General features: G+C 60.5%; 18 protein-coding genes and 2 pseudogenes. 15 read left to right on the top strand and 5 right to left on the bottom strand.

Annotation, left to right across the window (positions count from 1 at the left end; all coding sequences use genetic code 11):
* Nucleotides 1-16 precede the first annotated feature (16 nt).
* Complete coding sequence (locus BLL42_RS13400) at nucleotides 17-532, top strand: GNAT family N-acetyltransferase (protein WP_071552526.1); 516 nt, start codon at nucleotides 17-19, stop codon at nucleotides 530-532.
* Here BLL42_RS13400 and BLL42_RS13395 read toward each other — a convergent pair.
* A complete protein-coding gene (locus BLL42_RS13395) occupies nucleotides 525-836 on the bottom strand; it encodes a hypothetical protein (protein WP_071552525.1) in 312 nt (103 codons plus the stop codon). The two genes, BLL42_RS13400 and BLL42_RS13395, sit on opposite strands and share 8 nt — an antisense overlap.
* A gap of 51 nt (nucleotides 837-887) precedes the next feature.
* Nucleotides 888-1,511 carry a phage tail protein gene (locus BLL42_RS13390; protein WP_071552524.1) on the bottom strand — a complete coding sequence of 208 codons (624 nt, stop codon included), beginning with the start codon at nucleotides 1,509-1,511 and terminating at the stop codon, nucleotides 888-890.
* Between the two features lie 171 nt (nucleotides 1,512-1,682).
* Between BLL42_RS13390 and BLL42_RS13385 the strand changes: the two are divergent.
* The 11 genes and pseudogenes from BLL42_RS13385 to BLL42_RS13340 all read left to right on the top strand — a co-directional run bounded on the left by BLL42_RS13385 (nucleotide 1,683) and on the right by BLL42_RS13340 (nucleotide 20,081).
* Nucleotides 1,683-3,274, top strand: a pseudogene (locus tag BLL42_RS13385) (glycosyltransferase family 39 protein).
* Between the two features lie 397 nt (nucleotides 3,275-3,671).
* A complete protein-coding gene (locus BLL42_RS30780; RefSeq protein ID WP_269086218.1) occupies nucleotides 3,672-3,794 on the top strand; it encodes a hypothetical protein in 123 nt (40 codons plus the stop codon).
* A 12-nt stretch (nucleotides 3,795-3,806) separates the two neighbouring features.
* Nucleotides 3,807-4,601: a hypothetical protein gene (locus tag BLL42_RS13380; protein WP_071552523.1), complete on the top strand. Its 795-nt coding sequence runs from the start codon at nucleotides 3,807-3,809 to the stop codon at nucleotides 4,599-4,601.
* 12 nt (nucleotides 4,602-4,613) lie between these two features.
* Entirely contained in the window at nucleotides 4,614-5,408 is a 795-nt protein-coding gene (locus BLL42_RS13375; protein WP_071552522.1) for a hypothetical protein, read from the top strand.
* Nucleotides 5,409-5,423: 15 nt separating this feature from the next.
* On the top strand, nucleotides 5,424-7,610 hold the full coding sequence (locus BLL42_RS13370; RefSeq protein WP_071552521.1) for a lipase family protein: 2,187 nt from the start codon (nucleotides 5,424-5,426) through the stop codon (nucleotides 7,608-7,610).
* Between the two features lie 385 nt (nucleotides 7,611-7,995).
* The gene (locus tag BLL42_RS13365) at nucleotides 7,996-8,832 is read left to right on the top strand and encodes a sulfotransferase family protein (protein ID WP_071552520.1); all 837 of its coding nucleotides are present in this window, start codon (nucleotides 7,996-7,998) and stop codon (nucleotides 8,830-8,832) included.
* 53 nt (nucleotides 8,833-8,885) lie between these two features.
* Nucleotides 8,886-16,181 (top strand): Ig-like domain-containing protein, encoded by a 7,296-nt coding sequence (locus BLL42_RS13360; RefSeq protein ID WP_071552519.1) that lies wholly within the window; start codon nucleotides 8,886-8,888, stop codon nucleotides 16,179-16,181.
* Nucleotides 16,182-16,225: 44 nt separating this feature from the next.
* Entirely contained in the window at nucleotides 16,226-17,740 is a 1,515-nt protein-coding gene (locus BLL42_RS13355) for a TolC family protein (protein ID WP_071552518.1), read from the top strand.
* Entirely contained in the window at nucleotides 17,724-18,329 is a 606-nt protein-coding gene (gene cysC, locus BLL42_RS13350; protein WP_071552517.1) for an adenylyl-sulfate kinase, read from the top strand. Before BLL42_RS13355 ends, cysC begins: the two co-directional genes overlap by 17 nt.
* The gene (locus tag BLL42_RS13345; protein WP_071555755.1) at nucleotides 18,326-19,117 is read left to right on the top strand and encodes an aspartyl/asparaginyl beta-hydroxylase domain-containing protein; all 792 of its coding nucleotides are present in this window, start codon (nucleotides 18,326-18,328) and stop codon (nucleotides 19,115-19,117) included. The genes cysC and BLL42_RS13345 overlap by 4 nt, the downstream gene beginning before the upstream one ends.
* Nucleotides 19,105-20,081, top strand: a pseudogene (locus tag BLL42_RS13340) (sulfotransferase family protein). The gene BLL42_RS13345 and the pseudogene BLL42_RS13340 overlap by 13 nt, the downstream one beginning before the upstream one ends.
* On the opposite strand, the gene BLL42_RS13335 reads toward BLL42_RS13340, so the two are convergent.
* On the bottom strand, nucleotides 20,047-20,805 hold the full coding sequence (locus BLL42_RS13335) for a slipin family protein (RefSeq protein WP_071552516.1): 759 nt from the start codon (nucleotides 20,803-20,805) through the stop codon (nucleotides 20,047-20,049). The pseudogene BLL42_RS13340 and the gene BLL42_RS13335 sit on opposite strands and share 35 nt — an antisense overlap.
* A 2-nt stretch (nucleotides 20,806-20,807) precedes the next feature.
* Entirely contained in the window at nucleotides 20,808-21,344 is a 537-nt protein-coding gene (locus tag BLL42_RS13330; protein ID WP_071552515.1) for an NfeD family protein, read from the bottom strand.
* Between the two features lie 214 nt (nucleotides 21,345-21,558).
* On the opposite strand from BLL42_RS13330, the gene BLL42_RS13325 reads away from it, so the two are divergent.
* From BLL42_RS13325 to BLL42_RS13315, 3 genes are all read left to right on the top strand, one after another.
* Nucleotides 21,559-22,020, top strand: coding sequence for an aminoacyl-tRNA deacylase (locus BLL42_RS13325; RefSeq protein WP_071552514.1), 462 nt, complete (start codon nucleotides 21,559-21,561; stop codon nucleotides 22,018-22,020).
* Between the two features lie 98 nt (nucleotides 22,021-22,118).
* Nucleotides 22,119-22,376 (top strand): DUF2789 domain-containing protein, encoded by a 258-nt coding sequence (locus tag BLL42_RS13320; RefSeq protein ID WP_071552513.1) that lies wholly within the window; start codon nucleotides 22,119-22,121, stop codon nucleotides 22,374-22,376.
* Between the two features lie 527 nt (nucleotides 22,377-22,903).
* The gene (locus tag BLL42_RS13315) at nucleotides 22,904-23,182 is read left to right on the top strand and encodes a hypothetical protein (protein WP_071552512.1); all 279 of its coding nucleotides are present in this window, start codon (nucleotides 22,904-22,906) and stop codon (nucleotides 23,180-23,182) included.
* 318 nt (nucleotides 23,183-23,500) lie between these two features.
* On the opposite strand, the gene BLL42_RS13310 is transcribed toward BLL42_RS13315, so the two are convergent.
* Nucleotides 23,501-23,683: a hypothetical protein gene (locus BLL42_RS13310; protein WP_071552511.1), complete on the bottom strand. Its 183-nt coding sequence runs from the start codon at nucleotides 23,681-23,683 to the stop codon at nucleotides 23,501-23,503.
* Between the last annotated feature and the right edge of the window lie 7 nt (nucleotides 23,684-23,690).

Below are 23,690 nucleotides of genomic sequence, written 5' to 3'. Positions count from 1 at the left end.
CGCAGGGAGAATCACGATGTTGAACAACAATGCCAATGCCGCGGACGGTTTGGTGGTGCGTCCGTCGCGGGCGACCGATGGGCCGTTTCTGCAAAGCCTCTACCATGCGGCGCGCCCCGATCTGCAATGGATCGACGGCGAACGAGAGCGGGTCGAGGAAGTCATCGCCCAGCAGTTTCAGGTGCAGGAGCAGGGTACCGGGGAACACTTCCCCAACGCGATGCACTATGTGGTCGAGAAGCTCGACACCCCGATTGGTGCCTTGACCGCCGAGTTTGGCAGCAACGAAATTCGCGTCCTGTACCTGGCGTTCATTCCGGCTGCCCGCGGCAAGGGTTATGGCCGCACGGTGCTGCAAGGCGTGCAAAAAGCCGCCGCACAGGTGCGCTGCCCGGTGGCGACGGTGGTCTGGGCCAGCAATCCCCACGCCCGCCAGCATTACCTGGCGTTGGGCTTTCAGGTAGAAGAACAAAATCCGGCAGCCGAACGGCTGGTCTGGTATCCCGGCCAGCCGCAGATTCTGGTCAGTTGAAGGTGATGTAGAAGTACGCCCGGCTTGCGTCGCGCTCCAGAGCCGGTGTGCGCGATACATATATATCTGCGGTACGACCCAGCCCAGGCAAGTCGATAGCACAGAGCCCATCGACGAACGGGGTGGACTGCAGGCTGCTCAACGCCACGCCAAACGGCATACGGCTGCTCGCTGACAAGCGAGCCTTGGGCGTGTCCTCTACCGAGTCGATGATCACGGGCAGTTCGCTGCCATCCTCCAGATACAGCAGGGTGGGTGTTCCCAGTAATTGTCGGAAATGGTTGCCGTTGACCTGTTGCTGCATATTCTGGCTCCAGAAAGTAAAGGGCCGGGGCCTTGGGCCCCGGCGCTCTGGTCAGTTGCGAGTCGGGTAGAGACCGTTGAGACATATGCTGAAGTTAAGCACCAGGAACGGATTCATGGTGTCCACTGGCACACCACCACCGATGGGCGCCACGGCGACGGCAACATTGACCGTGCCGCCAACGGCGGTGCTGACACCTTGCATCGGTACAGGCGTGGAGCCAATTGCATTCGTGTAAATGTCGGCGGAGGTCGGGCCGGACGCCGGCGAGGCGCCGATAAAGCTATTGGTGGCCGAGGGGGCATTCGCGGCGGTCGTGGCAACACCGGCCAGATTGACCGTGGTCGTGGCGGTCAGGGCATTGGTGGCGGTAGCGGTGGCGGTGGGTTGGTGAACCGGCAGGTTGCTCACCGCGACGGTGGTTTTTTCGCCCCCATGGGAGGTGCCGATCACCCGTGGGGTGAGGTTCAGGCCCGAGCCCTGGCACAGAGGCAGGCGACCCTGCAGGTCCGGCAGCATGAAGTTTGTCGAGCCGTTGCCACCGTATTTGGTGCCGAGCAAGGCGAACAGCGCCTGGAACTGGTTGACCTGCAAGGTCTGCCCGTTGCACAACGCCCAGCCGCTGGGTGGATAGTCGAAAGCGAAGCTCTGGATGGTTCCGGTAAACACTTCCATGGTTGATATCCCTGTGTTTTTTCGAGGAGGCCGGCTTGTCCGCCGACCACCGATCAGCGTAGCTGCTAAGTCGAATGCCGCTACATTGCGTGCGTGCAGGGAATGGGGCAGCATCCACACCCAGTTCAAGGTCCACGCCTTATAGGGCCTTTCGATCACCCAGGGGGATAGATGGAATACCGTAGAGAAACAGAGCTTGCGGGCAAGCCTGATGAGCGTTCTGCGCGCACTCGGCTGACGGCCTCGGCGCGTCTGTTTCAGTGGCTGACCGATTATGGAATCTGGCCGATTCTGGCGCTGGCGGCGTTCGTGCGGTTTTATGACCTGACGGCGGCGGCGATTTGGGGGGATGAAGGCTCCAGTCTGCTGATGAGCCAGTACGATCTGGCCGGGATCTGGTTCCACGCGGCCCGTGATGTGCATCCACCGCTCTACTTCATGGTGCTGCACGGCTGGATCGAACTGTTCGGCGACGGCATTCTTTCGATTCGCAGCCTGAGTGCCCTGCCGGGAATTGCTACGGTGGCACTGGGCGTCTGGCTGGTACGGTTGATCGCCAACCCGCGGGTGGCGTTGCTGGCAGGGTTGTTGCTGGCGCTATTTCCTTCGGCGGTGCGTTACAGCCAGGAAGTGCGGATGTATTCATTGCTGGGCCTGTTGCTGCTCGGCGCGACGATTGCGCTGGTGTATTGGATCAAACAGCCCCAGCGCGCACGGTATCTGGTGATCTATGCACTGCTGATGGCCGCCGGGTTTTACACCCACTACTTCACGGCCCTGTGCGTGATTGCCCATTGGCTGTACCTGCTGGTGCTGCGCATGCAGCCGGGCAGCCCGTTGCGGCACATCAACCGCCCGGGCTGGTGGCTGACCAACGCGGCGATCGTGCTGCTGTTTCTGCCGTGGGTACCCGAACTGCTGAGTCTGGTTCAGCACATGCCGGAACTCAAGGCCAGCGGCGATGTGGGCTGGGAAGATCCGGTCACCCTCAGCTCCCTGCCGTCCATGGTCTGGACCTTCATGATCCAGGGCGATGACGACACTCTGCCCAGGTCAGTATTTTTCGCACTGCCGGTGCTGTTGCTGGGCGTGATCGTGTTGACGGTGCTGCGTGATCGCAGCGTCTACCGCTGGAGTGCGTTGCTGGCGATTTACACGGTGGTGCCGCTGGTGCTGGTTTTCCTGGTGTCGTTCATTTCGCCGGTGTTCATCGAACGCTACGTGACGGCCTTCGCGCTGGGCCTGCCACTGATCATCGCACTGAGCATCGATGGCCTGAAAAAAGGCTTTCGGGTGCTGGCCCTGGCATTACTCATGCTGTTTGTTGGTATTGAAGGGGTGGGCCTGAAAAACAACGCGACCGTCGATACGAATGACCAGCTCAATGTGACGGTCGAATTCATCAATCAGCATTACGAGGCGGGTGATCAGGTCGTCATCAGTGATCTGCTCTGGTACATGCCGTACGTCTACTACGATCGCACCGTCGTCCAGCCACGGCTTTTTACTCCCCCTTGGCCAATGGCACGTCCAGTCGCCCGAATGCCTACGGTTTCGGTACGCTGGTAGAGGAAGCAGCCGACAAGATTTACCTCGATCACCTCAGTGACCTGCCGCCCGGCACGAGCCGTGTGTGGCTGTTCAGCACCGCTGACCAGCCTGATGAGTTCGCACCACTGCCCGAGGGTTGGCAGAAAATCAGTGAAAAAGTCGCAGGCAATGCGCGGGGGCGGCTGTTTGTCATCAACAACCCTGGAAAGTGACGCGTAGGCACACGGCGAAGCACCTCAGTACCCGCTAATCGGAAGATCAAAAGATCGTCCGAACGCGGCCCGAACCTGCGGCAGCTCCTACACGGTATCGACGTAGGAGCTGGCGAAGCCTGCGATCTTTTGCCGTTAAAGCCCCTCCAGCTCCGCCCCCAGATCATTCAACCGATCTTCCTTCCCCCTCGGTGATGTCCGTCGCGGCGAGCCCTTCGATTTGCGTGGCGAGCAACGAATGGCCTAATGGGCTCTGACCTATCACGGCAACGTCCTTCAATCCTTCGGGACCTCTCCTACATTTTCCGCTCTGCGATTTTGTTAGCGTTCGTGTCATTACAGCTGGATGACTCGATTCAGGTGTGAGAATCCTTAGCCATCGCAGAAGGAACAATGGATGTTCAACGCTAAAGGTTTTGAAGATCAACCTGCTTACCGCAATGGTAATTACACAGATTTCAGCACCTTCAAAATGCCGGATGGCCGCAGCTGCACCATTTACCCTGGCTGCACGGAATAAGGACATTACCCAATGACAACGTTGAACTCGCAGGCAAAGTCGCGGTTTAAAATCCCTGCCTTGGGTTGTTGCCTCGCTTTAACGGCAGGCTGCGCCACCGGCCAGCCGAACACCTTCACCTTTACCGCTGATTTACCGCCCGATTTTGCCTATCAGGCCATCGCCGTGTATGAGCCGGCCAAAGGGGAAACCTGCAGCGTGCCGGGAGGGAGAAACACGGAAGTGGGGTTCAACTTGAAGTGGCGTAAATCCTACACACCCAACTCTGAAATCGCCCTTCGCAGAACGGTCAGCGGCTGCCCCTTGGTGATCAGGCGCATCAAACTGGAGATCAACTCGGCTTACGGCAAGGACTGGGGGGACATCAGCGGGGATAGCGCCGTGGTCGCCATTCGCGATGAGCTGGAGGAGCAGTACAAAGGCATCTTCAGCGAAGCGGGCGAAAGTACCTTCCATGGGCAATGCCAATGGCTGTTCCGCACCTCAGGCAAGCCCCGCATTCTCAGAAAAATCCTCGACTGCAAAAAAACCGATGCACAGGGCGAGCCGGGCCGTGGTCACCCGTTCTCGGCGTACACCCTCGATCAGCTACCGGGCAAAACCGTAAAGATGACGATCAAGTTGGCGGAGGAAGAACGGCCCGGCTGGGGAGATACCTGGGTCAAAGTGCCCAACGGCTGGAAACGCTGCATGGGCAAAGGTTTTGAAGATCAACGTGCTTACTGCAATGGCAATTACACAGATTTCAGCACCTTCAAAATGCCGGATGGCCGCACCTGCACCATTTACCCTGGCTGTACAGAATAAGGACATTACCCAATGACAACGTTGAATTCGCAGGCGAAGTCGCGGTTTAAAATCCCTGCCTTGGGTTGTTGCCTCGTTTTAACCGCAGGCTGCGCCACCGGTCAGCCGAACACGTTCACCTTTACCGCTGATTTACCGCCCGATTTTGCCTATCAGGCCATCGCCGTGTATGAGCCGGCGAAAGGGGAAACCTGCAGCGTGCCAGGCGGCAGAAACACGGAAGTGGGGTTCAACTTGAAGTGGCGTAAATCCTACACACCCGAATCTGAAATCGCCCTTCGCAGAACGGTCAGCGGCTGCCCCTTGGTGATCAGGCGCATCAAGCTGGAGATCAACTCGGCTTACGGCAAGGACTGGGGGGACTTCAGTGGGGATAGCGCCGTGGTCGCCATTCGCGATGAGCTGGAGGAGCAGTACAAAGGCACCTTCAGCGAAGCGGGCGAAAGTACCCTCTACGGGCAATGCCAATGGCTGTTCCGCACCTCAGGCAAGCCCCGCATCCTCAGAAAGATCCTCGACTGCAAAAAAACCGATGCACTGGGTGAACCGGGGCGCGGTCGGCCGTTCTCGGCGTACACCCTCGATCAGCTACCGGGTAAAACCGTGAAGATGGCGATCAAGTTGGCGGATGAGGAACGGCCCGCTATCGGAGATACCTGGGTCAAGGTACCCAATGGCTGGAAGCGCTGCATGGGCGACAACTTTGAAGACCAGTACGCGTTTTGCTACGGAAATTACAAAGACTTCAGCGGTTTTCAAATGCCGGATGGGCAGAAGTGCACTATTTATCCCGGTTGCACCGAATAATAAGGAAATGACGACATGACACTATTGGATGAAGAACTGAGCTCACCCTTAAGCAGTCGCGTGCTTGCATGCCCCGTACAAGGTAAATGGACCAGCTTTCAGTTGGTGGACGAATTCGGCTCAGGTGAACCCTATGTCGGATTAGCCTATGAAGTCACCGATTCAGAAGGGCAAAAATACACGGGCAGGCTGGATGCTGCGGGTAACGGCAAGGTGAACAACCACTTTGCCGGACCAATTGCATTAACCCTCGCTCAAGATTATCAAGGACATGAAAAGGCATACTCGTTTTTACAGACCAGACCGCATTACCCGCTCAAGATCACCGAACTACAAGTCCGCGCCGAACAAACCCGCTACCTGAACAACAACGCCACCCGGACTAAAGACAATCCCGCACAAGCCTGTGCTGATGAGTACTACCAGGTGGAAGTACGCCATCTGGTCGAGCATGCCGCGCATTTGCCACCCGAAGTCTATCGCCATTACCCCCACAGTTCGGGGCCGGCGAAAATCATGGGCAAACATGGCCAACTCGGCGTTGCCCTCATGCCGCAAAAACACACGGTGCTGGAAGTACGCCCGCTACGGGCCTTGCGCCCCATGTTGTCCACCGGCTCCGAATTCTGTGCGCTGAACCTCTACCAGCTCGCGCTGATGGCGACCTTGAGTTATTGCCCGTTTGGTCAGCAGCCCGAAGACCAACCCGTCAAAACCAAGACCGTGAGTTTCCCCCTGCAACCGAGCGTAGGTAACTGGTTCGGGGATGCATTGGCCAAGTTCGATGAACTGTGGAAGGTCGATTCCACGCAAACCAAAGCCTACTACCCGTTATATGAAGATGTACCGTATTCCAAGCGGCTGGAGATCGTGCCGTTCGATCCCACTCTCTATCCGGTCAACGATCCAAAACTGCGTGAAGATCAGGAACACCCCGCCAAGATCCACTTCCTCGACGATAGAAAGCTTGGGGTAGAAGCCACCGACACCCAGGCTTTCATCACCCACAACGACGAACTGATCCTGATTTCAGTGCGTGGCACTTATGAACTCGTTGCGGATGGCCTGCGCGATGCCGATGCGTTTCAAGTGCCGTTTGAAGAAGGTGAGGGGCAGGTGCACCGAGGTTTTTATGAGGCCGCCCAAAAAGCCGCTGCCTTTGCGGTGAGCTATCTGGATCGGTTCTACGCCGGGCAAAAACTGCTGATCTGTGGCCACAGCCTGGGTGGCGCAGTAGCGTTGCTCCTCTCTGAGATGCTGCGTCGCAGACCTGAAGGCTACGACATCCAGCTCTACACCTACGGCGCGCCCCGCGCCGGTGACGCCAATTTCGCCAAAGGTGCCGCCCCACTGGTGCATTACCGCATGGTGAACCACAACGACCCGGTGCCGAGCGTGCCCGGCACCTGGATGAACACCAAGGCGAAGGTGTTCGGCTCGGGGCTGGCCTTAACCTTCGTCAACGTACCGCTCGGCCTCTCGGTGTTCGTCGCGGGGATCACCAACTGGACGGGAGAACCCTACGAACACCACGGCACCTTGCGTCACTTCATGCCGGTGGAGTTTGGCCGCAAGGCACAGTCCTCGATCCTCTGGGAGCCCGGCTGCGACACCATTACCCAGCACGCCGCGTGCAGCGTGGCGCTCCAGCAAAAAAACGGCCTGCCGGATCGGCCGGGGTTACTGACGCAAGTATTCAGCGCCGGCAACCACTTGATGGCCGGCGGGTACATTCCGGCATGCTGGGCCACCCTGCGGCGTTGGCAAGAAGCCCAGGAGTCCAGGCGTTCCCTGGTGACCGAGCGGGAGTTTGAATGGATAGAAAGCGCACTGATAGGAATCACCCAGCAGTTGCGTGACAAGTGCCGTGATTTACTGGCGCGTCCCGATGCGTATGTACGAGCCCACGAACAGGCGATAGGTGCAATCAATCGTGAGGTCGACAAGGTACACACCACCCGCACTCGCCTGGCCACTCTGCGTTACATGAGCGTTAGCCAGAAAGATGTGTATGGACAGTTATCGGAGCAACCTGAACGACTGGCAGACAACCTGCCCCGCTGGCAGGCACACCCGCAGAATCAGGTCGTTGAACAACTGGCCATGGCGCCATCAAGCGGCAGTGACAGCACACAGACCGCTTCGATCTACGGCCACACCATTGGTGCACCGCATACACTGGATATCGATTCGATTATCTAACCGAATCGACACTGGACGAGACGGACGACCCGGTGAAGATTCCAGGGCTGAAGTGATTCGGCATTGATGAGTAAAAGATCGCAGCCTGCGATCTTTTTCCGTTCTACACGCTTAGGTGTAGCCCATTAGGGCTTCGTTGTTGATGTAGGGGAGCACGGCGAAGATCTGATTGCCTCCCGTATGGCGCCATTGGTGGCGAGCCCGCTCCACAATCGACGGTGTCTGCATGAAGGTTACCGGCTTAAACGTTTCACCCTGTCCGCTGGCGTTGCAACCACACATTCCACAAGGTTTAGTTCCGATTTGATATCAAAATACCACTGGTTGGATCCAAATTCGTAGACTACGCTCTGCCCTATAAAGGACTGACGACTACGGTGAAGGGATGCAGCAGTTCCACTTTATCTCCGGCTTGCCACGTTCAGGCTCGACCCTGCTTTCTGCGATTCTTTTGCAGAACCCGCGCTTTCACGCCGGAATGACCAGCCCCGTCGGGTCGCTATTCACCAGCGTCCTGGAGCAATGCAGTGCCGGCAGCGAATTTGGCGCGGTGATCGACACCCCGCTGCGCCGTCGTCTATTGCACGGTCTGTTCGACTCCTTCTATGCCGATCAGGCCGACACACCCGTCATCTTCGACACCAATCGCCAATGGTGCGCGCGTCTGCCTGCGCTACGGGAACTGTTCCCGAAGGCCAAAACCATTGCCTGTGTGCGCAATGTTGCCTGGGTGATGGACAGTCTTGAGCGTCTGTACCGCGCCAATCCGTTCGAGAACACCAAGCTGTTCAATGACGAAATCGAGCGCAATACCGTTTACAGCCGTTGCGAAACCCTGGCTCAGCGCAATCGTCTGGTGGGGTTTGCCTGGACCGCGTTGAAAGAGGCGTATTACGGCGAAAACGCCGACTCGCTGTTGATCGTTGATTACGATTTGCTGAGTCAGGCCCCCGACCGGGTCATGCGGTTGATCTACGATTTCATCGGCGAGCCCTGGTTCGAGCACGACTTCAACAATCTCGTCTATGACGCACCGGAATTCGACCAGGCGCTCGGGGTATCGGGGCTGCACAAGGTCAAACGCTCGGTTGCACTGGAGCCTCGGCGCACGATTCTGCCGCCGGACCTGTTCGAAAAATACGCAGAGTTGTCCTTTTGGCACGATGGCTCAGCCAGCGCCGCCAACGTTATTCGTATGAAAGCCGACGCTGCGATCAGTTGATCGCGGCGTTTTTTATTGGCGCAGTCATAAAAGTTCGAGTCCGGGTGAGCAGCATGTGGTGGAGCAAAGGCAAGTCGCAAACATCCCAAGGCGCACGCGTCCTGGCATCGCCATTGATCATGTCCCTGGAACCGCGAATGCTGTTCGACGGCGCAGTGGCGGCCACGGTTGCCGATACCGCCGCCCAAGCCGACAGCCACGCCACGGCGGCCGCTGCCAAGTCACCGGTTGCCGACCACCCGGTGGCCAGCAAGGACACCCACGGTCAGGCGGACAACACGTCAGCGGCCACGCCCGCGCCCGCTGCGACGCCCACCGCCGTGCCCGGTCAGAGCGTGGTATTCGTCGATTCGCGCATCAAGGACGCCGATAGCCTGCTCAAAGGCGTGGCGCCCGGCACCCAGGTGGTCCAGCTCGACGCGACGAAGGACGGCTTGCAACAGATCGCCGATTATCTGGATACCCACCACGGCGTGAGTACCGTGGAAATCATCGCCCACGGCAATAGCGGCGACTTGTGGCTGGGCGACACTTACCTGTCGGCCGATAACGTGGCGGCTCGCAGCGCGGTGCTGGCGCGCATCGGCAATGACATGAACGTCGGTGGCGACATTCTGATCTACGCCTGCAACACCGCCGCAGGTGACCAGGGCATCAGCTTTGTCGACTCGCTGGCGCAACTGACCGGGCGCGATATCGCCGCGTCGAACAACCGTACCGGCGTGGGCGGTGACTGGGATCTGGAAATCGCCACCGGCACCATCGAGAGCCATAACGTGCTGGCGGCCCAGTCCATGGCCGCGTACCAGTACAGCCTGGCGACCCTGACGGTCACCAACAACGGTGACAGTGGGGTCGGCTCATTGCGTCAGGCGCTGAGCGATGCCGTGGGGGGTGACACGGTGACCTTCAGCACCACCATGACGGTCAATCTGAACTCGCAACTGACCCTCACCAAGAACGTCACGCTGGAAGGTGACCTGAACCACGATAACATTGCCGATGTGACCCTCAACGGTCAGTACAAAACCCGGGTGCTTCAGGTCAATTCCGGGGTCACCGCGACCCTCGACGGGCTGGTCATCAAACAAGGCCTGGTGGCCGGCAATGGTGCTGCCGCCGGTACGGACGGCGCGGCGGCCATGGGCGGCGGTATTTTCAACGCCGGCAACCTGACCCTTAAGAACGTCACCGTGACCAGCAACGCCGCTTCGGGCGGTGGTGGCGGTGGCGGGGTCACCGCACCTTACGTCGGTGGCGCGGTCGGTGGCGGTGGCGGCGGTGGCGGTGCATTGGGCGGGCAAGCCGGCGGTCATGGTGGCACCTCCGGTTTCGGCTCGGGTGTGTACGGCGGTACGAGCGGTAGTGCCAACACGGGCGGTAACGGTGGCGGGTACAACCCCAACTACATGGGCGGTCGCGGCGGCAGCAGCAGCGGTGGCGCGGGCGGCGTTGGGGCTGCCAACTACAGCAGCGGTGGCGCGGGCGGTACGGCGAACAACGGCACGATTTCCATCGGCGGTGGCGGTGGCGGCTCCGGGTGGGACAAGCCCGGCAGGGCTGGGGCGTCGGCTGCCGGTGGTATTTACAACGCCACCAGCGGCACCCTGACGGTCATTGGCACCTCGGTCATTTCCGGCAACATCGCCGCCGGTGGCGGTGGTGGCGGTGGCGGCGGCCTGGGCGGTTCCGCCGACCCCGGTGGTGCGGCCGGTAAAGGTGTCGGGGCGATCTGGAACAAAGGCACGGTATTGATGACTGCCGCTAACTTTGCGGCGTTGTCCAGTAACGTCGGTGGCAGTGGCTCCGGCGGTCCGGCGCTGGGCGGCGGCAGTGCCGGTGCCAGCGTGGCGGCCGTGAACAACATCTTCAACGACGGCGGCACGTTGAACACCGCCTATTCACCGACACCGAGCGCTACCATCGTGGTGGCGAACAGCGCCCTGCACATCGGCCAGACCTCGCAGGTGACCATTACCTTCACTGAGGCGGTGACCGGTTTCACCAACGCCGACCTGACCGTTGCCAACGGTTCCCTGAGCGCGGTGAGCTCAATCGATGGCGGAGTCACCTGGACGGCGACCTTTACCCCAAGTTCAAGCGTCACGGGCAGCACCAATCACATCGTTCTGGACAACACTGGCGTGCAAAGCGTGTCACTGGGCACCGCCGGGGTCGGCACCAGCACGTCCAACAATTACGCCGTCGACACCGTGCGGCCAACGGCGACCGTTGTGGTCAGCAACAGCGCGCTGAACATCGGGGGAACCTCCACGGTGACCTTTACGTTCAGCGAAGCGGTGACCGGTTTCACCACCGCCGACGTGACTGTGGCCAATGGCACCTTGAGTGGCCTGACCACCAGCAACAACATCACCTGGACTGCAACCCTGACGCCGACCGCTGGCAACACCAGCAGCGGCAACGTCATTACCCTGGACAACACCGGCTATACCGATATCGCGACCAACGCTGGCACCGGCACGACCGTGTCCAACAGCTATGCGATCGACACTGTGCGGCCAACCGCGAGTATCGTAGTCGCCAACAATGCGCTGAACATCGGGGGAACGTCCCTGGTGACCATTACCTTCAGCGAGGCGGTGACCGGCTTCACCAACGCCGACCTGACAGTTGCTGACGGTACCCTGAGCGCGGTGAGCAGCAGCAACGGCGGCATCACCTGGACTGCGACCCTGACCCCGACCTCGTCGATTTCCAACACTGGCGACGTGATTACCCTGAATAATGCCGGGGTCAGCGACGTGGCGGGCAATGCCGGTAGCGGCACGACCCGCTCGAATGCCTATAGCGTCGACACCGAGCGTCCGACCGCGACCATCATCGTGGCCACGACCACCCTGGGCATCGGCCAGACCGCCCCCGTGACGATTACCTTCAGCGAAGCGGTGAGCGGTTTCACCAACGCCGACCTGACCGTTTCCAACGGTACGTTGAGTGCAGTGAGCAGCAGCGACGGTGGTATCACCTGGACCGCGACCTTCACCCCGACGACCAATATCACCAACGCCAGCAACCACATCACCCTGGACAACACCGGCGTGCAGGACCTGGCGGGCAATGCCGGCAGCGACACCACCGACTCCAACAACTATGCCATCGACACCCAGCGCCCGACGGCGACGATCGTGGTCGCGGACACGACTTTAGCCATCGGCCAAACCTCGCGGGTGACGATCACCTTCTCCGAGGCGGTGACCGGTTTCACCAACGCCGGCCTGACCGTTTCCAACGGTACCCTGAGCGCGGTGAGCAGCAGCGACGGCGGTATTACCTGGACCGCGACGTTCACCCCGGCGAGCAATATCACCAACGCCTCCAACCACATCACCCTGAACAATACTGGCTATACGGACTTTGCCGGAAACGCCGGGACCGGCACCACCGACTCCAACAACTACACCATCGACACTCAGCGTCCAACCGCCACCATTGTGCTGGCCGACACGACGCTGATCGCAGGCGAAACGTCATTGGTGACCATCACCTTTTCCGAGGCGGTGAGCGGCTTCACCAACGCCGACCTGATGGTTCCCAACGGCACGCTGACAGCGGTCAGCAGCCATGATGGTGGTATCACCTGGACGGCCACGTTCACCCCGACTGCGGGCATCAACGACACGACCAACATGATCACCCTGTCCAACACCGGCGTGGCCGACCTGGCCGGCAATGCGGGCAGCGGCACCACCAACTCTGGCAATTTCACCATTGACACCGTGCGTCCGACTGCAACCATCATCGTTGCCGACAACGCGCTGAAGATCGGCGACACCTCACGGGTCACCATCACTTTCAGCGAGGCGGTGAGCGGCTTCACCAACGCTGACCTGACGATTGCCCACGGTACGCTGACAGCGGTCAGCAGCAGCGATGGCGGTATCACCTGGACGGCGACGTTTACCCCGAACAACGCCATCACCGATGCGACGAACCTGATCACCCTGGACAATACCGGCGTACATAACGCGTCCGGTAACGTCGGTACGGGTACCACCGATTCGAACAACTACGCCATCGACACCCAGCGTCCGACCGCGACCATTGTGGTAACGGACACTGCGTTGGGCATCGGCCAGACGTCGCTGGTGACCATCACCTTCAGTGAAGCGGTGACCGGTTTCACCAACGCAGACCTGTTGATCGGCAATGGCACCCTCAGTGCTGTCAGTTCCAGTGATGGCGGCGTAACGTGGACCGCGACCCTGACCCCGGTGAGCGGCGTCACTCACAGCGGCAACGTCATTACTCTGGACAACACCGGTGTGAGTGACCTGTCCGGTAACACCGGTGCGGGCACCACCAATTCCAATTCCTACGCCGTCGACAGCCAGCGCCCGACCGCCACCATCGTGGTCGCCTCGCCAACACTGATCGCCGGGCAGACATCGCTGGTGACCATCACCTTCTCCGAAGCGGTGACCGGTTTCGACAACAGCGACCTAAGCGTGCCCAACGGCACGCTGACCAACGTCAGTTCCAGCGATGGCGGCGTTACCTGGACGGCCACCTTCACACCCACCACCGGCGTTCACGACACCACCAACCTCATCACCCTGAACAACAGTGGCGTGGCCGACCTGGCCGGCAATGCGGGCACCGGGATCACCAACTCCGGCAACTTCACCATCGACACCGTGCGTCCGACCGCGACCATCGTAGTGGCCGACAACGCACTCAGGATCGGCGAAACGAGTGCGGTGACCATCACCTTCTCCGAGGCGGTGAGCGGATTCACCAACGCCGACCTGACCATCGCCAACGGTACATTGAGTGCCGTGAGCAGCAGCGATGGCGGTATCACCTGGACCGCGACCTTCACCCCGAACGCGAACATCACCAACGCCGCCAGCCACATCAGCCTGGATAATAGCGGCGTGCAGAACGAGTCCGGCAACGCGGGCACCGGCACTACCGACTCGAACAACTACGCCATTGACACCCAACGTCCAACGGCAACCATTGTCATCGCCAACCCTGCGCTGAGCATCGGCCAGACATCGCTGGTGACCATTACCTTCAGCGAAGTTGTAAGCGGTTTCAGCAATGCCGACCTGACCATCGCCAACGGAACCTTGAGCGCGGTCAGCTCAAGCGATGGTGGTATCACCTGGACCGCGACCTATACGCCGACCAGCAACATCAGCAATGCGACCAACCACATCACCCTGAATAACACAGGTGTGAATGACCTGGCCGGCAACGCGGGTAGCGGCACTACTGACTCCAACAACTACGTCGTCGACACCCAGCGCCCGACCGCCACTGTCGTGGTCGCCAACCCGAGCCTGGCAGTCGGCGGCTCAAGCCTGGTGACCTTCACCTTCAGCGAAGCCGTGACCGGCTTCACCACCGCCGACCTGACCGTCGCCAACGGCACAATCAGCGGCTTGAGCAGCAGTGATGGCGGCGTGACCTGGACCGCCACCCTGACCCCGACCAACGCTGTCACCGCCGCCAGCAACCTGATCACCCTGGACAACACCGGCTACACCGACCTGAGCGGCAACGCCGGGACCGGCACAACACACTCCAACACCTACGCCATCGATACCCAGCGCCCGACTGCGACCGTGCTGATCGCCGACAGCGCCCTGAAGATCGGCCAGAGTTCCACCGTGACCATTACCTTCAGCGAGGCGGTCAGCGGTTTTACCAACGCCGACCTGACGGTGGCCAACGGCACCTTGAGTGCCGTGAGCAGCAGTGATGGCGGTGTGACCTGGACCGCGACCTTCACCCCGGCGGGCAACATCACCAACGCCGCCAACCACATCACCCTGAACAACACCGGGGTGACCGATGCGGCCGGCAATACTGGCACCGGCAGCACCGACTCGAACAACTACGCCATCGACACCGCCCGTCCAACCGCGACCATCGTGGTGGCGAATCCGACCCTGCCGATCGGCGAGACGAGCCTGGTGACCATCACCTTTTCCGAGGCGGTGAGCGGTTTCAATAACAGTGACCTGACCGTGGCCAACGGCACCCTGAGTGCCGTGAGCAGCAGTGACGGCGGCATCACCTGGACGGCGACCTTCACCCCGACCAGCAACATCAGCGACGCGACCAACCTCATCACCCTCAACAACACGGGGGTGAATGACCTGGCCGGCAACGCCGGTAGCGGCACCACGGACTCCAACAACTACATCATCGACACCCAGCGTCCGACCGCGACGATCGTGGTGGCTGACAGCGCCTTGAAGATCGGCCAGACCAGCACCGTGACCATCACCTTCTCCGAGGCGATCAGCGGTTTCACCCACTCGGATCTGACCGTGGCCAATGGCACCTTGAGCGCCCTGAGCAGCCGTGATGGCGGCAAGACCTGGACCGCGACACTCACGCCGAACGCCAACGTGACCGCCGCCAGCAACCTGATCACCCTGAACAACGCCGGCGTGATCGATGCGCTGGGCAACGCTGGCAGCGGCAGCACCGATTCGGGCAACTACGCCATCGATACCACGCGCCCGACCGCGACCGTTGTCGTGGCCACGACCAACCTGAGCGTCGGCCAGACCAGCCAGGTGACGATCACCTTCTCGGAAGCGGTCAGCGGTTTCACCAACGCCGACCTGACGGTCGCCAACGGCACGTTGAGCGCCCTGAGCAGCACTGACGGCGGCAAGACCTGGACCGCGACATTGACCCCGAGCAACAACGTCAACAGTGCGTCCAACCTGATCACCCTCAATAACAGCGGCGTGAGTGACAGGTTCGGCAACACCGGCATCGGTAGCACCGAGTCCAACAGCTACGGGGTCAGAACCCTCGTCACGACCGGCGATCCGCAGTTCCGGATCAGCGATCCGGCACCGCCTTCGAGCACGCCGAATAGGCCGTTGCAGCCGATTGTCTTCACGCCGCCGACCGGCAATCTCGGTTCGCCGTTGACCTTTGCACCGCTATTCGAACAACGGGTACTGGGCGATGGCGTTCGCCCGCTGGGGGATATTTTCATCAATCGCGGCGCACTGAGCCCCAGCTATATCGCTCAGGTGTTCACTAGCAGCGACAGCGGCGGGAATGGTTCCGGCCACGGCTTCCTGGGTTTTGGTAGTGGTGATGGCGGGGTGTTTGGTGCCAGCACGCTGTCGAGCCTGTTCAGCCATGAATCGAGCGGTGGCGACCGTTCGCCCAACGCGTTCGGCGACAGGTCGATCCTGCAAGGGGGCAATGTTTCCCAGGGCCTGCACGGTGGATTCGGTGCACTGACTTTGGGCGAACAACTTCAACACCTTGAAAACACCGAGAAGCAGCAGGTCCGGGCATTGGCGGCAGCGTTGCAACAGGTCGGCATCAGCGAAATGCAGGCCTGAGTAAAAAAACCTACATTTATGCAGCACCCAGGGGCGGTCCAAGGATGAAAAAAAGTCAAAAACTATTCGGCGCCAGCTTGCTGGCGCTAGCGGTCAGCGGGTGTGCGGTGACCAGTGAACCGATTGAACGTCGCGTCAGCGAGCAGCGCGCCAAAAGCGATCTGGTGAGCATGTACAAGGATCAGGAGCCTATGAGCGGTCCGCTGACCTTGCACCAGGCCATGGCTCGTGCGGTGAAATACAACCTTGAGGGTCGATTGAAAATCATGGAGGAGGCGCTGGCCAAGCGCCAACTCGACCTTGCCAGTTTCGACATGCTGCCGCGCATGGCTCTGGACGCAGGCTACGTGGGGCGCAACAACACCAGCGCCTCCAGTAGCCAGAGCGTACGCACCGGCACCCAGTCCCTTGAACCGTCGACCTCTCAGGACCGTGATCGCCGAGTCGCCGACCTGACCATGGTCTGGAACGTCCTCGACTTCGGCGTCAGCTACATCAGCGCCAAGCAGCAGGGCGATCAACGGCTGATCGTTCAGGAACGTCGACGCAAAGTCATCAACACCATCGTTCAGGACGTGCGCTCGGCCTATTGGCGGGCGGTGGCTGCCGAGCGCCTGCTCAAGCAGATCGACAGCCTGATGGCGCGGGTCGATGCCGCGCGCAACAACAGCCAGAGCATGAGCGAGCAGCGCATCGGCGACCCGGTGCAGGCTTTGGGCTACCAGCGTTCGCTGATCGAAGCCACGCGCCAGCTCGAAGAGCAGCGGCGGGCACTGTCGTTGGCGAAAACCGAGCTGGCGACCCTGATCAACCTGCCGATGGGCACCGATTTGACGTTGGCGACGCCGGAGGATTACCCGATTCCGGAACTCAAGGTCGGCATGGCCAACCTTGAGCAAGAAGCCCTGGCCAGTCGTCCGGAACTGCGCGAGCAGGATTATCAGACGCGCATCAGCACCGCCGAAACCCGCAAAGCCATGCTACGGCTGCTGCCGGGGCTGGAGTTCTCCGCTGGCGGGCACTACGACAGCAACTCGTTTTTGGTCAACGACAGGTGGGCCGACTACGGGGTTAAAGTCACCTGGAACCTGTTCAACGTGATTTCCGCTCCGGCGGCCATCGACGTTGCCAAGGCCGGTGAAGAAGTGGCCAAGGCACGCCGTCAGGCGATGTCGATCGCGGTGCTGGCGCAGCTCTATGTGGCCAACGCCAACTACCGTGAAGCGCTGCGTCAGTTCCAGACCAACCAGCAGCTGTCGGACATCGACGGGCAGATTCTTGGCCAGTTACGTAATCGCCATCAGGCAGCGGGTATCGGCGAACTGGACCTGATCCAGGGCGAACTGAACACCCTGCAAGCCGACCTGCGCCGCGACCTGTCGTACGCGGATTTGCGTAACGCTTACGGGCAGATCTTTGCCAGCGCCGGGCTTGACCCACTGCCGGATCAGGTGCAATCGACCCAAGTGCAGTCGATCGCCACGGCACTGGCCAGTCGCGAGGACGCGTGGGCCGACGGCAACATCACGGTGCCGCCAGCCCATGTCCAGGAAAAGTAATCTGCTGGCACCCACGGCCAGCGTCAGCCGGGCACAACGCGAAGACCGCCACGGCCATCGCGGAGCTGCGATCCTGCTGACCGGGTTACCGGCGGCAGGTAAGTCGACCCTGGCCCAGGCGCTGCACGCCGCGTTGTTTGCGCGCAGTGTGCAAAGCCTGGTGCTCGACGGCGATGGACTGCGGGTCGGGCTCAATCGCGACCTCGGGTTTGCCGACAAGGATCGCCAGGAAAACATCCGCCGCGCCAGCGAAGTCGCGGCGTTGTTGGTGGAGAACGGGCAGATCGTGATTCTGGCGATGATTGCGCCATTGCTGGAGCTGCGCGACATTTTCGCCCAGCGATTGGGCGAGGATTACCGCGAAGTATGGTGCAGTGCTGCGCTCGACGTCTGCGAGCAGCGTGACCCGAAAGGTCATTACGCCCGTGCACGCAGCGGTGAGCTGGCAAGCTTCACCGGCATTTCGGCAGCCTACGAGGCACCCGCGTCGGCAGCGTTGGTGCTCGACACTGGCGTGCTGTCGGTGGACGCCTGCCTCGATCGCTTACTGACCTGGCTCGGTGAGTGCGCGGTGCTGCCGAACCGATGACTCGTCCAGCGTTTTCCCGACTGCCGGTGACGGTGCATCTGCCGTTGCTGTTGCAGGCGTTGGCGCAGATCAAGGACAGCGACTGGCACAGCCATTTCAACAGTCATTATTTCAGCGGCGACTGGAGCGGTGTGGCGCTGATCAGCGCGATTGACGCGCTGACGGAGTTGTCCCATGGCCATGGGAAACCGGTGCCGAGAGCGCCTTGGCTGCTCGATGGCCGGTGGCAGCACGCGTTACAGGACTTACCGTTGGACATCGTCTCGGCAAGACTGTTGAAGCTGGGACCTGACAGTCGCATTCACGAGCACCGCGACTACGATCTTGAAGGGCCAGAGGCCGATCTGCGGCTGCACATTCCGTTGCTCAGCCCGCCGAACGTCGACTTTCTGCTCGACGGTTTACGTATGCCGATGGAGGCCGGCGAATGCTGGTTTCTCGATCTGTCGCGGCCCCACAGCGTCGACAATCGCGACAGCCGCGAGCGGGTGCATCTGGTCATTGATTGCCGGCCTGGTCCTTGGCTGGAACAGGCCATTATTGAGGGCGCATCAACCACACCGAAGCCGGGCGTTGGTCATGCGGCGCAAGCGCTGGAACAGTTTCGACGGTTTTTAGAAAGCGAGCCGCCACTCTGCCGGACCTTGCAGGGTGTGACCGACAGCGAAGCCTTTATCGCCGCCACCCTGACACTGGCCGCTGAGCAGGGCCTGGCGTTCTCCCGTGAAGAGCTGCGTGCGGCGATGCGCAATGGTCGTCGCCAATGGAACGAACAATGGAGCACCTGAACCTCGACGGCTGGTTGCCGATTCGTGTCTGGCAGCAGGCTGGAGAATGGCGGGTCGATTGGTGCTGGTTCGGTGATAAACCCTTGCGTCAGCCATTTTTCCGCGACGCGGTGGACGAAGCGCTGTACCTGCCATTCAACCAGGCCTTCCGGCGTCAAACGCCGCTGAGCATGCTGAGTGATTGGCAGACGATCAGCCCGGGGCTGGCGCCGAGTGCGTTGATTTTTCACGCCTCACGCTGCGGCTCGACGTTGATCAGCCAGATGCTGGCGCAACTCGACAGCCACATCGTCATTTCCGAACCACCGCCACTGGATGCCCTGCTGCGCAGCACACTGCCGCCCGCAGAACGCAACGCGGCAATTCGCGGTTTGCTCTCGGCCTACGGTCAGCGGCGCCTAGGGGGGAACAACGTTTGGTGATCAAACTGGACGCCTGGAACATCGGTGAGTTGAAGCGGTTGCGCGAGTGTTTTCCTGACACGCCCTGGCTGTTTGTCTACCGCGATCCGCTGGAAATCGCCGTTTCCCACCTGCGTCGTCCGGGCCTGCACATGGTGCCGGGGCTAATCGGCGCCAGCGCATTGGACGATGGGGCGGCATTCGAGGGGCGAGAAGACTTCATCGCCCGGCGCTTGGGAAAACTGCTGCAATTGGGCGTTGAACATTGCCATGAATTTGCCGGGATGGCGGTCAATTATCGTGAGTTGCCGGGAGCGATGGAGGGGCGTTTGGCCGCGTTTTTTGCGCTGGATGCCGAGCAGCGGACCCAGGTGTTCAGCACCGTGAATCAGCACGCCAAGCAACCGGCCGAAACGTTTGTGGCCGACGGCGAAGGCAAGCAGCGAGAAGCCTCGGCGCTGCTCAGGGAGCGCATAAAGCTTTGGACGCGCGGGCCTTACGCAGCGTTAGAGCAGCTACGACACGACCTCAATTCTTCGACGACAAATCCGCCATGCCTTTGAGCAACTCGATCGGCAGCGGAAAGACAATGGTCGAGCTCTTGTCGCCGGCAATCAAACTCAGGGTCTGCATATAGCGCAATTGCATGGCGCCGGGCTGGCGGCCGAGCATCTCGGCGGCTTGCATGAGTTTTTCCGAGGCCTGCAACTCACCTTCGGCGTGGATCACTTTCGCCCGCCGTTCACGTTCGGCTTCGGCCTGTTTGGCAATGGCGCGGATCATCGACTCGTTGAGGTCGACGTGTTTGATCTCGACGTTGGCGACCTTGATCCCCCAGGCATCCGTCTGGGCGTCCAGCACTTGCTGGATGTCGAAGTTCAAGCGTTCGCGTTCGGCCAGCAGCTCGTCCAGTTCATGTTTACCGAGCACCGCGCGCAAGGTGGTTTGCGCCAGTTGGCTGGTGGCCATGAGGAAGTCTTCGACCTGGATGATCGCTTTTTGTGAATCGAGCACACGGAAGTACAACACCGCGTTGACCTTCACCGAGACGTTGTCGCGGGTGATCACGTCTTGCGGCGGTACGTCGAGCACCACGGTCCGCAAATCGACCCGAACCATTTGCTGGACCACCGGAATCAACAGGATCAGCCCCGGGCCCTTGACCTGCCAGAAGCGTCCGAGCTGGAACACCACGCCGCGCTCGTATTCGCGCAGGATGCGGAAGGTCGATCCTGCCAGTGCAATCAGCAGCACCAGCAGCGCGGCAAAACCCAGTTGCAGACCCATGATCATTCTCCTTGCGGCGCCGCGTCAGCCGCGGCCACTTCCAGCAGCGTTCCTTTGCGCGCCACCACTCGCACCCGTTGCCCGGGATGCAAGGGTGCCTTGCAGTGCACCTGCCAGCGTTCGCCTTGCAAATGCACCCAGCCCTTATGCGTGTTGTGGTCCTGCAACGCGGTCACCTGCGTGACGCTGCCGAGCAGCCCGGCATCGCCGCTGACGATGTGGCGCGGTCGGGTTTTCAGGGCATGGATCAGCAACGCGACCAACAGCAGGGCGCTGATCAGTCCAAGACCGATGATCAGTGGCGTGGGGACATCGGCATTGCTCAGAATCACTGCGCCGATCACAAACATCAAAATGCCGCCCAGCCCGACCACGCCATAGTTGGGCAGCACCGCCTCGGCCACGATGAACGCAATACCAAACATCATCAGCCAGACGCCGAGTGGGTTGGGGACAATCAGCACGACAGTGTCTGCCGCGAAAACCGACCCACTCAACCCCAACAACAGTGCAACTGCACACCACCCGCGAGTGTTCACTTGACCCTCCAGGAGAGTCATCCGTCTGCGAGCCACACAGTGGCCCTGCTTATAGTCTAGTTGAGCCTTGGGTTGAACGAATTTTGATCAGTTTTTGCAGGTCTCCAGTGAGCAGATTTATCGCCGGGCGCCGGCAGTAGGCCTAGACTTTAGAGGAGACGCCAACCTGTTTAACCATCGTCCGCCCGCCTGGCGACGGACACTGAGGTGCATCATGCGTATGGCAAGAACCGTGCAGCGCAGCCTGGAAGAGGCGCACTGCGAATTTGACGTGGTCACTCACCCGCATTCGGCCAGCAGCCTGGAAACCGCCCGGGTGGCGGGCATTCCTGCTGAGCGCGTGGCGAAATCGGTGATCCTCGACGACCGTCACGGCCACTACCTGATGGCCGTCCTGCCGGCCAGCCGGCATCTGGACCTGACCAAGGTACGCGGCAGCGGCGAATGGCAAGTCACCCGCGAAAGCACCCTGGCCCACCTGTTCAACGACTGCGAACGCGGTGCGGTTCCGGCCTTGGGCGAATCCTATGGCCTGGACATGGTCATCGACCCGTTGCTGACCCGCCAGAAAGAGATCTACGTCGAAGCCGGCAACCACAACAACCTCGTGCACTTGAGCATGGACCAGTACCTGAAAATGGTGCCCCATGCCGAAGTGTGCGAGCTGAGTCAGTAGCCTGGTGGCCACGCCCCCACTGTGGGAGCGTGGCTTGCCCGCGATGGACTGCGCAGCAGTCCCCGGCCTCCCCCCAAACAACTCAGGAGCCAACCCCCATGGAGTCACCCACCCACAGCCTCCCCAACCTGTTCAAACAACTCGGCCTGCCCGACGACGCCGAAAGCATCGACAAATTCATCGCCACCCACTCACCCTTGAAACCCGGACTGCACCTGGCCGACGCGTTCTTCTGGACCAAATGCCAGGCGGATTTTCTGCGTGAGGACATCCTCGACGATTCCGATTGGACTGAGGTGGTGGATCAACTGGATGTGCTGCTGAGGAAGGGGCGGGGGGGAATGCCGGTCAGTTAAGAGAAATACACGGCACTTCGACGTAAGCCGCAGACGTTCGGCGCGTGCAGGATCGCCAAGATCGCAGCCTGCGGCAGCTCCTACGCCGAGCAGTCGAACCCGTACGCAAATCCGTAGGAGCTGCCGAAGGCTGCGATCTTTTGGCTTGCTAGTCAGCATGAGTGAGCTAGCTGTGATCAAGGTTATCCAAGGCTGCGGCGTACGAATGGACTAAAAGACCCGAAGAAAAATCCTAAGCTCTCCCGCTAGGTTGCGAACCCCGAAACGCCCCCCTATAGTTCGCCACGTCGCCGCACATCGGCGACAGGATTTGGCGATCCTATTCACCTCCGCGCAATAGCGTCTGAACCATTGCTGTGCATGTTTTTCGGTGCTGGCGATTCGTTTTATGGCGGCTGTGCGCGGGAGACCTTCGGGTCTGCCGGTTTTGGATGGTGACCGGTTCGCCAACCTGCGTACAGTTGCCACCTATCCCGTTTGGCGACGGAGGGTGGTGAATAATTTCACCATTCTGGAGTTCATCTCTTATGCACCCGTATCGTCCACTGACAACCAACCCAACCCCCGCCTGCGTTTTGGCCTACAACATCCTCGCACCAACCCATTTTCTCCACGAAACTGCCTGTAGCCGTGTGCGCATCGGCACCGATCTGCTGGAAACCCTAACCTCGATCACCCTGCGCGATCTCAATGACAAAGACTTCTACCGCCTGATCAACGCCGCGTACGTGTCATTGCGCGATGGGCTGGATTTGATGGAAGAGCTGCAACACCGCTTGGCCGCACAAGCTGCACAAGCGACCTGATGCGATAACGATGCTCCGCGTCAGATTCAATCTGAACGTGGAGCATTCTGTTCCCAGGCCTACGCAACGTTGAAATACGGTGCAGGACTACTCCCGTAGCAGCTGCCGAGCCTGCGAGGCTGCGTTCGGCTCGGTCCGCGCTCGGGCGAAGCAGTCGTCGAATCAGGCAACGCATTCCTTCAGGCAAACCGAGGGCTCAGAATTTGCGAGGACTTCGTCCTCGAACGCAGCCTCGCAGGCTCGGCAGCTGCTACTGATCAACGCACGAGCTGCAACACCGCCTGGCAGCACACGCGGTGCAAGCGAGCTGAGGTCGTTTCAGAGCATTCCCGCGCAAGGCGCGGGAATGCTCATATGCTCGTCCTCATAAATTTTGACGAGCGTCGCTAATGCCTCCAGCTCATTGCCCTCTGGCGATGTCAGCGCCGCACCCCATAACTGCTCGATTCGCGAAAGTGCGTTCGCAAGGTCCTCATCGCTTTGGATAGGTTTGATGTCCATCAGGTAG

It is taken from the genome of Pseudomonas frederiksbergensis (genome assembly GCF_001874645.1).
Lineage (GTDB): Bacteria > Pseudomonadota > Gammaproteobacteria > Pseudomonadales > Pseudomonadaceae > Aquipseudomonas > Aquipseudomonas frederiksbergensis_B.
This window is presented reverse-complemented; position numbering and strand designations above follow the sequence as displayed.